The 15,134-nt window shown below is 60.1% G+C and carries 13 protein-coding genes and 2 pseudogenes; 9 read left to right on the top strand and 6 right to left on the bottom strand.

What is annotated here, in order from left to right; all coding sequences use genetic code 11:
* The 3 genes from A4G99_RS04960 to A4G99_RS28585 all read right to left on the bottom strand — a co-directional run bounded on the left by A4G99_RS04960 (position 1) and on the right by A4G99_RS28585 (position 3,100).
* Positions 1 to 1,023, bottom strand: a complete 1,023-nt coding sequence (locus A4G99_RS04960) for an ABC transporter permease (RefSeq protein ID WP_066140175.1) — start codon at positions 1,021 to 1,023, stop codon at positions 1 to 3.
* A 200-nt stretch (positions 1,024 to 1,223) separates the two neighbouring features.
* Positions 1,224 to 2,489 (bottom strand): ABC transporter substrate-binding protein, encoded by a 1,266-nt coding sequence (locus A4G99_RS04955; RefSeq protein ID WP_255359076.1) that lies wholly within the window; start codon positions 2,487 to 2,489, stop codon positions 1,224 to 1,226.
* Positions 2,411 to 3,100 carry an ABC transporter substrate-binding protein gene (locus A4G99_RS28585; RefSeq protein WP_255359046.1) on the bottom strand — a complete coding sequence of 230 codons (690 nt, stop codon included), beginning with the start codon at positions 3,098 to 3,100 and terminating at the stop codon, positions 2,411 to 2,413. The genes A4G99_RS04955 and A4G99_RS28585 overlap by 79 nt, the downstream gene beginning before the upstream one ends.
* A gap of 319 nt (positions 3,101 to 3,419) precedes the next feature.
* On the opposite strand from A4G99_RS28585, the gene A4G99_RS25700 reads away from it, so the two are divergent.
* The 4 genes and pseudogenes from A4G99_RS25700 to A4G99_RS25695 all read left to right on the top strand — a co-directional run bounded on the left by A4G99_RS25700 (position 3,420) and on the right by A4G99_RS25695 (position 8,777).
* Positions 3,420 to 3,593, top strand: a complete 174-nt coding sequence (locus A4G99_RS25700; RefSeq protein WP_190303688.1) for a hypothetical protein — start codon at positions 3,420 to 3,422, stop codon at positions 3,591 to 3,593.
* Positions 3,594 to 3,789: 196 nt separating this feature from the next.
* Entirely contained in the window at positions 3,790 to 4,209 is a 420-nt protein-coding gene (locus A4G99_RS04945; RefSeq protein WP_066140167.1) for a PPC domain-containing DNA-binding protein, read from the top strand.
* A gap of 1 nt (position 4,210) precedes the next feature.
* Positions 4,211 to 8,295: pseudogene (locus tag A4G99_RS04940) on the top strand (DNA-directed DNA polymerase II large subunit).
* 188 nt (positions 8,296 to 8,483) lie between these two features.
* Complete coding sequence (locus A4G99_RS25695; RefSeq protein ID WP_066140165.1) at positions 8,484 to 8,777, top strand: hypothetical protein; 294 nt, start codon at positions 8,484 to 8,486, stop codon at positions 8,775 to 8,777.
* Here A4G99_RS25695 and A4G99_RS04930 read toward each other — a convergent pair.
* Positions 8,774 to 9,873 (bottom strand): annotated as a pseudogene (locus tag A4G99_RS04930) (DUF373 family protein). The gene A4G99_RS25695 and the pseudogene A4G99_RS04930 sit on opposite strands and share 4 nt — an antisense overlap.
* Positions 9,874 to 10,072: 199 nt before the next feature.
* On the opposite strand from A4G99_RS04930, the gene A4G99_RS04925 reads away from it, so the two are divergent.
* Positions 10,073 to 10,960: a S9 family peptidase gene (locus tag A4G99_RS04925; RefSeq protein WP_066140160.1), complete on the top strand. Its 888-nt coding sequence runs from the start codon at positions 10,073 to 10,075 to the stop codon at positions 10,958 to 10,960.
* A gap of 54 nt (positions 10,961 to 11,014) precedes the next feature.
* Positions 11,015 to 12,010, top strand: coding sequence for a radical SAM protein (locus tag A4G99_RS04920; RefSeq protein WP_066140156.1), 996 nt, complete (start codon positions 11,015 to 11,017; stop codon positions 12,008 to 12,010).
* A gap of 251 nt (positions 12,011 to 12,261) precedes the next feature.
* Here A4G99_RS04920 and A4G99_RS04915 read toward each other — a convergent pair whose 3' ends face one another.
* Complete coding sequence (locus A4G99_RS04915) at positions 12,262 to 12,729, bottom strand: GNAT family N-acetyltransferase (protein WP_066140151.1); 468 nt, start codon at positions 12,727 to 12,729, stop codon at positions 12,262 to 12,264.
* Between the two features lie 293 nt (positions 12,730 to 13,022).
* On the opposite strand from A4G99_RS04915, the gene A4G99_RS04910 reads away from it, so the two are divergent.
* Genes A4G99_RS04910 through A4G99_RS04900 form a run of 3 tightly spaced genes read left to right on the top strand, consistent with a single transcriptional unit; the run spans position 13,023 to position 14,823 of the window.
* Entirely contained in the window at positions 13,023 to 13,478 is a 456-nt protein-coding gene (locus tag A4G99_RS04910) for a TRAM domain-containing protein (protein ID WP_066140146.1), read from the top strand.
* A 60-nt stretch (positions 13,479 to 13,538) separates the two neighbouring features.
* Positions 13,539 to 14,015 carry a Tfx family DNA-binding protein gene (locus A4G99_RS04905; RefSeq protein WP_066140142.1) on the top strand — a complete coding sequence of 159 codons (477 nt, stop codon included), beginning with the start codon at positions 13,539 to 13,541 and terminating at the stop codon, positions 14,013 to 14,015.
* Between the two features lie 22 nt (positions 14,016 to 14,037).
* On the top strand, positions 14,038 to 14,823 hold the full coding sequence (locus A4G99_RS04900; protein WP_066140138.1) for an SDR family oxidoreductase: 786 nt from the start codon (positions 14,038 to 14,040) through the stop codon (positions 14,821 to 14,823).
* Positions 14,824 to 14,864: 41 nt separating this feature from the next.
* Here A4G99_RS04900 and A4G99_RS04895 read toward each other — a convergent pair whose 3' ends face one another.
* Positions 14,865 to 15,134, bottom strand: coding sequence for a hypothetical protein (locus A4G99_RS04895; protein ID WP_066140136.1), 270 nt, complete (start codon positions 15,132 to 15,134; stop codon positions 14,865 to 14,867).

Genomic DNA, 15,134 nt, shown 5'->3' with positions numbered 1-15,134 from the left:
TTATGCACCTCCGTCGTAACCGACACGGGGGTCGATTATTGTGTACAGGAAGTCCTGTAGGATGTTTATCAGTACGACGATGAGGATGAAGATGAACATCATCGAACCGACGAGTGGTAAGTCGCCCTGAATGACTGCTTGGAAGAACAGGCGGCCGATACCGCTGATGTTGAACACGGTTTCGACGATGACTGAACCACCGATGAGCAGGAACGCCTCGCCCGTGATGATGGGAACGAGCGGGATGAGGGCGTTCCGGAAGATGTGCTTCCAGACGAGCGAGCGCGGCGGAACGCCTTTCGCACGCGCCGTTTCGATGAAGTTGGAGTTCGCCGTCTCCAGCACTGCCGTTCGCCCAATACGCATCTCGTTCCCCATCGATGCGGAACCGAGAACGATGGCTGCCGGTGCGATCTTCTTGATGGCGGCTAGCAGGTTATGCGGATTGGTCAACTCGTGATAGTCGTGGAACGGAACACCGGTAACGGTCGTATGAACGAGCCAGTTCTGCCAGTTGAACCCGAACAGCACGTCTTGTGAATGGGAAAGGACTGCCATCAGGATCAGCGCGAGCCAGAAGTTCGGCATCGCACGCCATACGATACCACCGAACGAAGCGAAGTAGTCGCTTCCCGAGTTCGGGTTGAGTCCGGCGTAGAATCCGAGGGGGATTCCCACGAAGACGGCGATGAGAACCGACCAGAAACCCAACCAGAGGGTTCGGGGGGCATACGATACGATGAGGTCGTAGGCGGTTTGATCCGGATGGAGAACCCACGAACGACCCAAATGGAACGTTACCATGTTGGTCATGTAGTCGACGTACTGTTCCCATAACGGCTTGTTAAGGCCGAGTTGATTCGATATCTTGTTGTACGCTTGCGGATCTCCCGTCGGACCGAGAATCGCCCCCACGGGGTCGACCGGTCCCATTCGGAGGACGACGAACGTGATCGTCGTTCCGAAGATGAGAATAGGGATGGACAGTAGTAGACGGCGAGCGAAGTAGTGCCATCGACTCATTTTGTCCAGTCCACCTCCCAGTCAAACGTTATCTTGTCGTGCGGTAGGTTGCACCCAATGGTAACCGCGTTCATGGCTGATACGGATACGTATTTCGCGTTCCACTCATTATGTCTTGCGATAGTATTTCACGGAAAATCACTAGTAGTGCCGCAGCTATCTGGACGTTTGGGAGAAAAATAAACGCCGAAGTTTGTTATTTATTTCCGGCTGCTGAGTTCGACGTTGTTGTACATCTGACGGCTGTAGCCAGCACCGCCGAACTTTGGCGCGTCGACCCACTCGTAGGAGAAGCGCTCGGACAGACCGTGGTACATCGGCAGGAAGGTGACGTCCTCCCAGTTGGCTTCCTCCATCTTGATGTACGCTTCGTCGCGAGTCTTCCCTTCTTTCTTCGTCGGACCGGTGTTGTCCTGCACCGTCTCCCACGCGTTGGTCGCTTTCTTCGCGGCAGGGGTACCCGACCAGTTGGTATAGGACTGTGGCGAATCCTGGGACGTGTCCGTCAGTGGCGGGTAGAGCAGTCCGAGGAAGTTGTCCGGGGCTGGCCAGTCCATGACCCACCCGAGCGAGTAGCCTTCGAGCTTGCCCTGGCGACCCTGCTGGAGTAGCGTACTGAACGGCGTCTTCTTGATCTCCATGTTGATGTGCGCCGTTTGGAGCAAGTCGCGGAGACGCTTACCCAGCGCGGGCCACGTGCTGGAACTCTGGTAAACGGTGAAGGTGAAGCTGAACTTATTGCTCTGGCTGTAGCCAGCGTCCTTCATGATCTGCTTCGCCTTTTCGATATTGCGCTCGTTGTAGCCGTACGGGTACTTGCTCTTCGCGTGCTTCGTGTAGGCCTTCGCACCACCGGGGTAGATCATCGGCGGCGTGAAGTGATACGCGGCCTTTCCGCGGCCTTTGAAGATCTCCTCGACCATTTTCTCCTGATTAGTGACGTAGGCGATCGCCTGTCGGACAGGCTTCGGGACGTTCTCCGTGTTGAAGCCCATGTAGTAGGTGTTGATCGTGGAGACGCCGAGGTAGTCCATCGTGCTGCCTTCGACGGGACCGTACTTCCCGACAGTTCGACCGAGGTCGTCTTCTTTCGTGTTTTTGACCTTTTCCGGATCGTATTTCGATGTCGGGATGATACCGCTGCCGTACCCCATGTCGGCGTTCTTGTTGACGATACCGTAGGTGTAACTCGTGTCCGGGTCGGATGTGATATTCCAGTGGATACCGTCGACTTTCGCTTTGTCGCCGTAGTAGTCATCAAACTTGGAGACTGCGGCTTCGACGTCCGTCTGCCAGTGGTCGAACTCGAACGGACCGGCACCGACGGGTTTCTTCGTCGCAAACTTCGTCTGTTTCACCTTGCCATCGTAGCCGTCGATGTCGCCGATCATGCCTTCCGGAATCGCTGCGAAGGACGTGTAAGCGAGCATTTCGAGCGTGGCGTGGAACGGCTTTTCGAGCGTGATTTCGAGCGTGTAGTCGTCCGGCGCTCGATCGCGAGGGAGTCCGCCTTTGCGACGGTCAGCTCGTGTTTGCCGTCGTCGTCCTTGTAGGTCTTCGTCGTCTCCTCGTGCTTGATGCCGATGGAGTCGAGCACGAAGTACTGACGACGGGAGTTCTTCGATTCGGCGAGGCGACGCCAGGAGTATTTGAAGTCCTTCGCTGTGACTTCTTTGCCGTTGTGGAACTTCACGCCCTTCTTGAGTTTGAACGTGTAGGTCTTCTGGTCGTCGGAGACCTCGTGCGAGTCAGCGATCAGATTTTCGACCGCAATCTCGCCGTTCGGATAGTTCGTCAGGCCGTCGAAGACCTGCTGAATGACCGTCCCGGACGCCGTATCAGTCGCCTTGACCGGGTCGAGCGTGGTCATCGTGGAGTTGAGCAACTGGAGCGTGTTACCGTTCCCGTTGTTTCCTCCACCGTTGCTGGTGCCGTCACCGCCGCCGTTGTTGCTCGTGTTGTCGCCGTCACCGTTACCGTCACCGCCACCAGTACAGCCAGCAAGTGCGGCAGCGGATGCCGCACCACCGGTTGCCTGTAGGAATCGCCGACGGGTTAGGTTGTCAGTATCTGTCATCCATCAACGGCTTGTGTATCATAGTGGATAAACTTACCGTTTGAGATTGCCACCATTACGGCGGTAAACGGCGGGTTTATTGCACAGTTCGCCAGATTCGGGATTATATTCAACCCGGATTTTTTCGCCATTTTTGTCATAGAAGAGATCATTGAGAAATGAAAGGCAGCGGTGAAATCGGCCGAGTAACGTACTATTATTTTCGTTACAAACACTACACCCAGATAGACCAGTCATTCTTTCGGAAATTCGTATCAGAAATAGTATTGCGTATCAGCGTTTCGGTGCGCTTATATTCCTTGGTACACACTCTCAAAGTATGACGCCGGATACGGCAGCAGTGTCGGTGTCGGTTGCAAACGACTCCGAGGTTATGGCCTCGGTGGACGATGACGGAGAGGCGGAGCGACTCGTCATCGCAGATGTATCCCGCGAGGATGCATGGATTTGCATGCGAGTAACGGACACTGCATCCCTCCCCGATTGGCAGTAGTTCCCCCAACAGTTTCGACCCTCAAACAGCCCTCTTTCCGCGATTCCCCTTTTCGTTCCTACTGAACAGCTGCAGAAAGTGGTAGGAATTCGACAGGAAATGGAACCGTACGTCGGAAAGCTAACCGTACCGACGACCCGTAGGGTGAGGGGACGAGACTGAACCTTTTTTGTTCCCCACGCGGTTTCATGCAGACATGGACTATCGGGAGGTTGCCAGTGAACAGGAGTTCGTCGCCCGGCTCGGGCACGGTGCGGACTGGCGCGCCGAAATAGAATCGCTTGCCGACGACGAGGACGTCGACGCTGCGTGGTTCATCGCGATGGGCGCGGTGCAGGACGCGGACATCTGGTACTACGACCAAGACGAGAAGGAGTACCGGGAGGTACAGTTCGACGAACCGCTCGAAGTCGCATCCTGTGTCGGCAACATCTCGCTACTCGACGGCGAGCGGTTCGCACACACGCACGCCGTCCTTTCGCGGCGTTCGGGACAGACGCTTGCCGGACACCTCGATTCCGCGACGGTGTTCGCCGGGGAACTGTACATGCGAACGTTCGAGGAACCGCTCGTTCGGGAACGCGACCAACCGACCGATTTGGACCTCTGGCTGTAGCATGCGGGACGAAGACCGACAGTACTTCGAACGGCTGGAATCGCGCCTCGACGAGGCGTTCGACGTGGCGGAGGCGGCCAAGGAGCACAGCGGCGACCCGCAACCGGAGGTCGAGATTCCAGTCGCAAAGGACATGGCCGACCGTGTGGAGAACATCCTCGGCATCGAGAACGTCGCCGAACGCGTACGCGAACTCGAAGGCCAGATGTCCCGCGAGGAGGCGCCCTGGAACTGGCAAAGGACTTCGCGGACGGGAACGTCGGTGATTACGAAACCCGTGCCGGAAAGATCGAGGGTGCGGTTCGGACTGCCGTCGCGCTGTTGACCGAAGGTGTCGTCGCCGCACCTATCGAGGGAATCGACCGAGTGGAACTCCTCGACAACGACGACGGCACGGAGTTCGTCAACGTCTACTACGCCGGGCCGATTCGCTCGGCAGGTGGGACCGCACAGGCGCTGTCGGTTCTCGTTGCGGATTACACGCGGGCACTCCTCGGGGTGGGTGAGTATCAGGCCCGCGACGACGAGATCGAACGCTACGCCGAGGAGATCAACCTCTACGACTCGGAGACGGGATTGCAGTACTCGCCGAAGGACAAGGAGTCGAAGTTCATCGCCAAACACATGCCCGTCATGCTGGACGGGGAGGCGACAGGGGACGAGGAGGTATCCGGATTCCGCGACTTGGACCGCGTCGATACCAACAGCGCCCGTGGCGGAATGTGTCTCGTCATGGCGGAAGGTATCGCGCTCAAAGCGCCGAAGATACAGCGCTACACCCGAAATCTGGACGAGATCGACTGGCCGTGGTTGCAGGACCTCATCGACGGCACCATCGGAAAGGACGACGGGAAAGAGGAGACGGACGAGAGCGTGGAGGGAGAAGACGAAACGGACGACGAAAAAGCCGAGGAAGAAGGGGGAGATGAGGAACCGCAGGAGTTGCACGGTCCACCGCGCGTCGATGAAGCCACGAAGTTTCTCCGCGACCTCATCGCCGGACGGCCCGTCTTTACACACCCCTGCCGCCCCGGTGGTTTCCGCCTTCGATACGGTCGGGCGCGGAACCACGGGTTCGCGACGGCGGGTGTGCAACCCGCGACGATGCACCTCGTGGACGACTTCCTCGCGACGGGAACGCAGATAAAGACCGAACGCCCCGGGAAGGCGGGCGGCGTCATCCCCGTCGATACCATCGAAGGACCGACAGTCAAGTTGGCGAACGGTGACGTGCGCCGAATCGACGACACCGACGAAGCCCTCGAAGTTCGTAACGGCGTCGTGGAGATCATCGATCTCGGGGAGTATCTGGTCAACTACGGCGAGTTCGTCGAGAACAACCACCCGCTCCCCCCCGCGTCCTACGTCTTCGAGTGGTGGGTACAGGATTTCGAACACGCCGGTGCGAACGTGCAGGCGATGCGTGATAACCCACGTATCGACCTCGAAGACCCATCTCCCGAGGAAGCGCTCGACTGGGCGACCGAATACGACGCGCCGCTCCACCCGAAGTACACCCATCTCTGGCACGACATCTCGGTCGCCGAGTTCGAGGCACTGGCGGAGGCCGTCGAAGCGGGAGGAATACGGGACGGAACCCTCGTCGTTTCGAACACCGAAACGGTTCGAACGGCGCTCGAACACCTCCTCGTTCAGCACAGACAGGGCGAGGATATCGAGATACCGGTGTGGAAACCGTTCGTTCGGTCGCTGGGGATCGATATTGATGACCTTACGCGTGCGTGGGATACACTAACACAGGACGCTCGCAAGTGGGGCGAGGACGAACCGGGGGACAACGCCATCCAAGCGGTCAGCGAAGTCGCCCCGTTCGAGGTCCGTGAGCGCGCACCCACTCGCATCGGGAACCGAATGGGCCGCCCCGAGAAGTCCGAAAAACGCGAGATGAGTCCCGCGGTCCACACGCTCTTCCCGCTCGGCGAGGCTGGCGGCGACCAGCGCGACGTGGCGAAAGCCGCGACCCACACGGAAGGGATGTCCGGGAAGCGCGGACGAATCGAAGTCCAAATCGGACAACGCGAGTGTGAGGACTGCGGCGAGGAGACGTTCAAATGCCAGTGCCCGGAGTGTGGCGGCAACACGTATCCGGTGTACAGATGTCCCGACTGTGAAACGAGGGTCGAACCCGACCAAGCGGGTCGGGCAGAGTGCCCGCGGTGTGAAGTCGAGGCGACCAGCGTCGAATGGCAACCCATCGAGATGAACGACGAGTTCCGAAACGCGCTCGAATCGGTCGGCGAGCGCTCGAACGTCTTCGATACGCTCAAAGGCGTCAAGGGACTCACCTCGGCGCACAAAACGCCCGAACCCATCGAGAAAGGCGTTCTCCGGGCGAAACACGACGTGAGCGCGTTCAAGGACGGAACGATTCGCTACGACATGACCGACCTGCCGGTCACGTCCGTCAGGCCGTCCGAACTGGACGTGGAAGCCGACCAACTCCGCGCGCTCGGCTACGAGGAGGACATCCACGGCGAACCGCTCCAACACGACGACCAACTGGTCGAGTTGCGTGTACAGGACATCGTCCTCTCGGACGGCGCGGCCGTCCACCTGCTCAAGACCGCCGAGTTCGTGGACCAACTCCTCGAAGACTACTACGGACTCGAACCGTTCTACGAGATGGACGAACGGGAAGACTTGGTCGGCGAACTCGTCTTCGGGATGGCACCCCACACCTCCGCCGCCGTCGTCGGCCGCGTCATCGGCTTCACCAGCGCGGCGGTGGGGTACGCACATCCGTACTTCCACGCGGCGAAGCGGCGCAACTGCTTCCATCCGAAAACCAAGGTCTGGTATCGAGATGAGGACGAGGAGTGGCGATACGACGAAATTCGACAGTTGGTCGAGAAGCGGTTGGAAGAGCCGCGAACGGATGATTTCGGCACTCTCGTCCAAGAACTGGATTGTGAGGTGTTGGTGCCGTCGATAGACGAGGATGGGAACGTCGTTCGGAAGCCCATCGAAGCGGTTTCGAAACATCCAGCACCGAACCATCTAGTCGAAATCGAAACTCGAAGCGGACGGGAAATTACGGTGACTCCCGACCATTCGATGGTTCAGTGGAACGGGAACGATCTCGAAGAAATCGAAGCACGAGAGTTGGAGGTCGGTACTTCAGTTCCTGGATTCCTCGGCGGTGTGAATTCCGGTTTCTCGGCAGGAAGGGCAAATACAGGAGCAGTGGCGGACGGGGGTTCCTTCGAACGTGACGAAGTAACGCGAGTCGAAATCGTCCAGTCGGAGGTTTCGAACACCTACTGCGTCACCGTCCGGGATACGCATAATCTCGTCGCAAACGGAATTGCGACGAAGCAGTGCGACGGCGACGAGGACTGCGTAATGCTCCTGATGGACGGCCTGCTCAACTTCTCGAAGGAGTTCCTGCCGGACAAGCGCGGGGGGCAGATGGACGCGCCGCTGGTGATGTCCTCGCGCATCGACCCCTCGGAGATCGACGACGAGGCGCACAACATGGACATCGTGGACCGGTATCCCCGCGAGTTCTACGAGGCGACGCTGGAGATGGCGGACCCGGAGGACGTGGACATCACCATCGCGGAGGAGTATCTGGGCACCGACCGCGAGTACACCGGCTTCCGGCACACGCACGACACCTCGAACATCGCGCTCGGGCCGGACCTCTCGGCGTACAAGACGCTCGGGTCGATGATGGACAAGATGAATGCCCAGTTGGAACTGGCCCGGAAGACGCGTGCAGTCGATGAGACGGACGTGGCCGAGCGGGTCATCGAGGGGCACTTCCTGCCGGACCTCATCGGGAACCTTCGTGCGTTCTCGCGGCAGGAAACCCGGTGTCTCGACTGCGGCGTGAAGTATCGGCGAATGCCCCTCTCCGGCGACTGCCGGGAGTGCGGCGGCCGGGTGAACCTGACGGTGCACCAAGGCTCGGTGAACAAGTACATGGACACCGCGATTCAGGTCGCCGAGGAGTACGACTGCCGCGAGTACACCAAACAACGGTTGCGGATCCTGGAGCGCTCGCTGGAGAGCGTGTTCGAGAACGACAAGAACAAACAGTCCGGAATCGCGGACTTCATGTAGAGATCGGTAGTTGGGTTTTCGCGCTTTAGTGGTTTTAAACGGCCAGTCGTTACGAGAGAGTGCTGATTTTACTGTGACTACAAATAGCGGGGGCAATGAAACCACACCGCAACAGGCCACACGCCTCCCCAGCCGATTCCTTCGCTCCCTCCGGTCGCTCACTCATCCACCGTCAGAGCTTCGCTCTGATGAGCCGTTCGCTCGCTACCGCTCGCGAAGACCTCGCACGTATTTTCCGCGACGATTCGGCTGGACCGCTGGTTCGCGGTTTCACCGGACTCCGTCCGGTTGACCGCCAAGCAACGCTTGGCAATTTCGCCGGACTTCGTCCGGCTGACTGCCGAGCGTTGCTCGGCAATTACACCGTTCACCCAGAGGTTTTTCGAAACCTCGCTGACCTCGCCACCGCGGCAGCGCGCGCCACTTGGATGGGCGAAATCGTAGAAACAGTCTGGACGCGGTTGCAGAAACCGAAATCCTAACTCGCTCGCGCCCGTCCTGACCTCGAATAGCGCGATTCGGCGATGGCGAAGATGAGGGTGCTCGTCAGGCCGAGCAGGGTTCCGGCGGTGAGCATCCCGGCGAGGAATTCGAGCGAGGCGCGGCTGAGGAAGTACGCGCTGACGGCGTAGAGGACGCCGCCGATCGCGAGGACGTAGAACGGCGCGTTGAGGTAGCGCCACTTGAAATCGTCGGCGAGGTATTCGTCGGTGATCTGGCCGAGGCTGGAGGTGATTCCGGCGGCCGAGAACCAGACGACTGCGCCGTAGATGAGCGCCGCGAGGACGCGAAGCGCGCCTAGGCTGTGACCGCCGTTCTGGTGTTGAATGGAATCGAGGGTGTTGACGCCGCTGACGCCACCGATGACGAGCAGCGCGGCGGCGACGACGTAGGTGATGAGCGTCACGCGACCGGAGTAGAGGCTCGCCCGGGTTTTCTCGGCGAAGCGGTCGACCAACCGTTCGAGGCCCAGACCACGGAAGAGGATGTAGAGTCCGAGGAGGGCGGACGTCCCGCCGAACACGGCCCCGCCGGGCATGCCGAGTCGGTCGGCCGCGAGCGCGAGGGGGTAGATGAGCATCAGGATGCCAAGCGGGACGAGGATCGTCCCGCGGGTTTCGGGGTCGTCCAGCACCTGCTTGATGGTGTAGTACATCGACTCCAAATCCTGTGCCTGTCGGACGACGACGCGGCGGACGCGTCCACGGGAATACGCGAACGGATGACCGGGATGACGCTCTCGTCCTGTGCCCCGTCGGTGACGATGACGGTCGTGATCTCCTCGCTGGTGTTGATGCTCGCCAACACGGTGTCCACTTCCTCGCCGACTTTCCGGTTGGCGCTGATGTCGCTCCCCTCGTTGCCGGTGACGATTGCGACTTCGACGCTCTCGTCGGATTGGATTCGGTCGTAGAGGTGGACGCCCTCGAACATGACGTTCACGTCGCTGTCCTCGGGGTCTGCGGTGGCGAGCGCGACGGCGGCGGCCTCGACTTCGTCCCGACCGACGACCGGCGTATCGAAGCCAGTCTTTCGGCCGAGGTCGTCGTCGAGATCCACACACAACACCAGCAGCATTGGCGGTGCGTACGCGTCCGACGGTTAACTGTTTTCGGGAACGGCGAGAAAACGACGATCGAAGTCTCAAAATCGACGGAAATCGAAGTGACAGAAACAGTTCGAGAGCGTCCGAAAACGGTGTAAACGGTAGTTCGCTCGTTGGGCGACCGACATTAGCTCGCGTATAATTAACCCCCCCGGAAGGAGTGTTCGACCAATGAGCGAAACGCCGACACGGCGCCGTCTCCTCCGAGCGGTCGGAGTCGCAGCGACGGCGACACTCGCTGGCTGTTCGTCCGGCGGTGAAAAGGAAACGAAGAGCACCGGAACGACCGACGGTAAGCGAACGACCGAAACGACGAAGCCAGGAACTGGAACGGGAACGGGAACGGGAACGACGGAGACAGGATCCGGAACGGAGACGAGTACGAACTCCGCGACGGACGAGGAAACGACGTCGGAAACCACCACTCAGGAAACGGGCGAGGAAACGACGACCGGAACGGCGCCACCGAAGGGCGGTGGCGACGTTCAGTTCACCACCCAAAGCGGAGCGACGGTTCACGGGACGTTGGTGGGCGATGGTAACTGTGGCATCGTGTTCGCACACGACACCGGCTTCGACAGGAAGGACTGGCTCCCGGAGGCGAAGGAACTGGCGAACAGGGGCTACACGTGCCTGCTCATCGGTCTGAACTTGGACGACACCAGCACGGCACCGGGGTACGTCCTCGCCGCAAGTCAGTACCTCCGCAAACGGGTCGGCGTGAAAAACGTCGTCCTCGTCGGTGCCGGTGCCGGTGCGGATGCGGTCGTTCGGGCGAACGCACGGGCGAAGTCGGTGCCGGTCGCCGGGACGCTCGCACTCGCTCCCGGGAGCGGCGTGGATTCCGCGGGCGAAATGCAGGGCTGGAAGCTGTTCGTCGTGGCCAAGGGCGACGACCAGCGGTACGTACAGACGACGAAGAAGATGCAGAAGGCCGCGTCGAATCCGAAACGCTACCAAATGGTCGATGGGAGCGCACACGGTCAGCACGTCTTCGAGGAGAACGAAAACGCGGTGATGTCGATGGTGAACAGCCTGCTCATGACTGTCTGTGGCTGAGAGTAGCGTAATTCGCACGCTTTTTGAGGCTCGACGGGCAAAACGGTACAACGAATGATTTCCAAGGGCTGTGAACAGTGTGCCAAAGGTGGCAAGATGGTTCTCTTCGTCTACGGCTACTGCGACCAGCGCGACTGTTTTTACTGCCCCCTCGGTGAAAACCGGAAGAACGTCACCGACGTGTACGCCAACGAGCGACTCGTCGAGGACGACGAGGACGTGATTACGGAGGCAAAGCGCATGAACGCGCTCGGCACGTCCATCACTGGTGGCGAACCACAGGAGGCGATGAACAAGACCTGTCGGTACCTCTCGCTGTTGAAGGACGAGTTCGGCGAGGACCACCACACGCACCTCTACACCGGAATCACGGGCGGGCGGGAAAACATGCGTCGACTGTCGGAGGCCGGATTGGACGAGATTCGATTCCACCCGCCGTACGAACAGTGGGGAGAACTGCACGGAACGGAATGGGAGGACATCCTCTACATCGCCCGTGAGGAGGGACTCACCCCCGCGTTCGAGATTCCGGGAATCCGCGCCGAGGAGGAGTTCCTCGACTTCCTCGACGAGGGCGCGGCGGAGTTCTGCAACGTCAACGAGTTCGAGATGTCCCAAGGCAACTACCGCAGAATGCAGGCCGAAGGGTTCGAACTGCAGGAGGGCCACATGTCCGCCGTCGATGGCTCCAAGGAGAAAATCCTCGACGTGATGGGTGACCACCCGCGGACGTACTTTTGCACTTCGGTGTTCAAGGACGCCGCTCAGCACCGCAACCGCCTCAAGCGAATGGCCCGTCAGATTCGCCGCGAGTTCGACGACGTGACCGACGACGGTACCCTGATTTACGGAAAGACGTGGGCGGACGAAGGAGAGTTCGCAGCACTCGGCGTCCCCGAGGAGTTCTACACCGTCAAATCCGAGCACATCGAAGTCGCGTGGTGGTTGCTCGAAGAGATGATAGAGGAAGGCGACGTGGAGAAGGGCGAAATCGTGGAGCAGTATCCGACGTACGATGGTCAAGTCGTGGAACGGACGCCGTTGGCCTGAGTTTCCCGCGAGCGACGCGAGGCGCAAAGCGCCTCGCAAGACGAACGGCGAACGCAGTGAGTCGTGAGCGAGCGGGGAGTTTTTGGTCTCTCCGTGAGCGACGAAGGAGCGAACGGATGGCTCGGGAGAGCAAAGCTCTCCAGGCGCAGATTTTTGCGAGGAGTGGTCAGCTTTGCTGACCCGACGAAGTAAAAAGGTGGATGTGGCAGGTCGTGGAGCGGACGCCGTTGGCGTGATTTCGCCAGAAGGTGTTACAGTTTCTTCTCCAGTATCGGAGCGTCGTACGGACGGTTATCGAGTCGTTGCACGCCGACTCGTTCGTAGCCACATCGACGATACCAGTCTTCGAGGAAGGGGTGGTCCGAGAGCGTTCGAAGACGAACCGTTCCCCATCCCTCCGACTTCACGTGTTCTTCCGCCGATTCGAGCAGGGTCCTGCCGATTCCCTGCTCCTGCCAGTCGGGGTTGACGGCGAGGCGACCGATTTCGGGAAGTTCCCACTCGGGACGGGGAATCAGTTGGACAGCGCCGATGAATTCCTCGTCGTGAGTGGCGACGAACACCGTTCGGTTCCGAATCCACTGTTCGATGGTTCCCTCGTCACAATCGAGGATACTCGACGGAAAACCAATCTTCGCGTTCTCCGCGTACGACCGGCGATACAGTTCGACCAACTGCGGGGCATCACCCTCCCTTGCGCTTCGAATGGACGGGTTCACATGCTCTTCACTGGGCTACACCCACATTAAATCGACCGGTGACAGAGCCGCCAGTCGCCGGTGTTTCTCCGGAAAATCGAAGATTTTCCGGGCCGACGACCGACCATCGTTCCCGCGAGCGAAGCGAGTGGGAGCACGGAAGACCGGAGGTCTTCCGGTGGGAGGAAGAAGGCTTTCGATCAACCTTTTGCCAGGGAGGCTGGCCGAAGGCGCGCAAATCGCGCGCCTTCGGCCTACCGACCGCGGCAAAAGGTTGCGGAAGTGTTTAGGCACGCGCCGCTATAGCCTGAAGCATGCCGGACTGTCCACTCGCCGACCACTGCCCCAGTTTCGAAGAGCGAATCAACGGAATGGGGTGCCACCATTACGGGGACCGCGGGGGCGCGGAGTGGTGCAATCACTACAACCAACCGATTCGGGAACTGAAAACCGCGCCCGTGCAACCGGGCGAGGAAGTCGTCGTGGAAATCGACGACATTCACGAGAGCGGGTCGGGTGTGGGTCGAACGGAGGATGGCTTCATCGTTCTCGTCGATGGCATCCTCCCCGATGCACGCGCCAAGGTGAAGATCACGAACGTGAAGGGGAACCACGCGCTCGCGGACCCGATCGAACGGTTGCCGATGGACCCGGAAGAGGAAGAAGAAGGGGACGAGGAGGAAAGACCGAGCGCCAAAGACGACCGTCGGAAGAGTCGACGTGAGCGGGAACGCCTTGGAAGTCGGGACAACTTCTGGGGCGGCGGATAACCCACGGGTGGACAGTCCTTTGCGGGTGGGGGGCGTACGCCGTACCATGTCGGGGGAACAATGAGTGAGCGACTGGACGTCGATGAGATTCTCCGACGGGCGGGATTCGACGCGGAGACGAGTGTCCTGACACGACGACAAGCGGAAGTGCTGGCGTTCCGTGAGCGGGGCACGGCACAATCGACCATCGCTGAGCGACTCGGTACCTCGCGTGCGAACGTTTCGAGCATCGAGGGGAGTGCACGGGAGAACATCAGCAAGGCACGCGAGACGGTGGCGTTCGCCGAAGCGCTCCGCGCGCCGGTCCGGATCGAAGTCGAACCGGAGAGCGACCTGTACGACGTTCCGTCGTGGGTGTACGAGGCTTGCGACGAAGCGGGAGTGAAGGTGAACCAGGCGGCCCCGGAACTCATGAAACGGGTGAGCGACGAAGCGGGGGAAGCGGTCAAGGGTCGGACGGTTCGAACGGCCCTCCTCATCGGCGTGACACACGACGGGGAAGTGACGGTTCGGAAATCCGCTCCCGAGGAGTTTTAGCGGTTCGTGCGGATTCGAAAATATGGACCTCGGACTGGAGGAAAACACGGCACTGGTAACGGCGAGTTCGAGCGGCCTCGGCTTGGCGAGCGCGAAGGCGTTAGCGCGGGAAGGAGCCAACGTCGTCATCTGCGCTCGAAGTGAAGAGGGACTGGAGGAGGCGAAAGCCGAAATCGAGGAACTCGGAGGCGGAGACGTGCTCGCGGTTCCGACGGATATCACCGATCCAGACGAAATCGAGGCGCTGATCGAACTGACCGTGGACGAGTTCGGCGGTCTCGATCACCTCGTCACGTCGGCTGGAGGGCCGCCGAGCGGACCGTTTCTCGACATAACGGAGCGCGACTGGTACGCCGCCTACGACTTGCTGGTCATGAGCGTCGTCTGGTTGACGAAGCAAGCACATCCGTATCTCGTGGACAGCGACGCGGGAACCGTCGTCAACATCACGTCCACGAGCGTACGGGAAGCGATAGACGGCCTCGTGCTTTCGAACGCGGTTCGACGCGGGGTTATCGGGTTGATGCAAACGCAAGCGCGCGAGTTCGCGCCGGATATTCGGGTCAACGCGGTGCTTCCCGGTTCGCACGAAACCCCGCGGATTCGGGAACTCGTGGAACAATCCCTCGAACGTGGCGAGTACGACAACTACGAGGAGGGACTCGCCGACTGGGCGGACGGTATTCCGATGGAGAGAGTGGGAGACCCGAAGGAACTCGGGGACGTCGTGGCCTTCCTCTCCAGCGACCGGGCGAGTTTCGTGAACGGCGTCGCGTTGCCGATAGACGGCGGAAAACTGCGGAGTTAAGCGATGGATTGGTCAAGCGAGGGCGCCGACTCGAACCCGCGTTAGGATTCGATCTTCTCGGCGATTTCCTTCGCTTCGTCGCGGGCTTTCTCCTTCCCCGCTTGCTTTTTGATGAGGACGCTTTGGATCTCCCAGTCGTCGCTTCCGCTTCGTTTTCCGGTGCGGACCTCCGCTCCCTCGGAGATGTCCCGTGCGGCGTTGGCGGCCCAGTCGGGCGTGCGAATCGTATCGAACACGTCCGGGTCGCGGAATCGGACGTGGATGTACTCGTCCGCCGTTTCGACCGACTTGATCGATGGTACGTCAGCCAT

Source organism: Haladaptatus sp. R4 (genome assembly GCF_001625445.1).
In the GTDB taxonomy this organism is placed as follows: Archaea; Halobacteriota; Halobacteria; order Halobacteriales; family Haladaptataceae; genus Haladaptatus.
This window is presented reverse-complemented; position numbering and strand designations above follow the sequence as displayed.

Bases quoted from the DNA above. Each gene is read 5' to 3' on its own strand.
- A4G99_RS04945 (WP_066140167.1), top strand. From the start codon at position 3,790: ATGGACTATCGGGAGGTTGCCAGTGAACAGGAGTTCGTCGCCCGGCTC.
- A4G99_RS25700 (WP_190303688.1), top strand. From the start codon at position 3,420: ATGACGCCGGATACGGCAGCAGTGTCGGTGTCGGTTGCAAACGACTCC.
- A4G99_RS04895 (WP_066140136.1), bottom strand. From the start codon at position 15,134: ATGGCTGACGTACCATCGATCAAGTCGGTCGAAACGGCGGACGAGTAC.
- A4G99_RS04905 (WP_066140142.1), top strand. From the start codon at position 13,539: ATGAGTGAGCGACTGGACGTCGATGAGATTCTCCGACGGGCGGGATTC.
- A4G99_RS28585 (WP_255359046.1), bottom strand. From the start codon at position 3,100: ATGACAGATACTGACAACCTAACCCGTCGGCGATTCCTACAGGCAACC.
- A4G99_RS04960 (WP_066140175.1), bottom strand. From the start codon at position 1,023: ATGAGTCGATGGCACTACTTCGCTCGCCGTCTACTACTGTCCATCCCT.
- A4G99_RS25695 (WP_066140165.1), top strand. From the start codon at position 8,484: ATGAGCCGTTCGCTCGCTACCGCTCGCGAAGACCTCGCACGTATTTTC.
- A4G99_RS04920 (WP_066140156.1), top strand. From the start codon at position 11,015: ATGATTTCCAAGGGCTGTGAACAGTGTGCCAAAGGTGGCAAGATGGTT.
- A4G99_RS04925 (WP_066140160.1), top strand. From the start codon at position 10,073: ATGAGCGAAACGCCGACACGGCGCCGTCTCCTCCGAGCGGTCGGAGTC.
- A4G99_RS04900 (WP_066140138.1), top strand. From the start codon at position 14,038: ATGGACCTCGGACTGGAGGAAAACACGGCACTGGTAACGGCGAGTTCG.
- A4G99_RS04910 (WP_066140146.1), top strand. From the start codon at position 13,023: ATGCCGGACTGTCCACTCGCCGACCACTGCCCCAGTTTCGAAGAGCGA.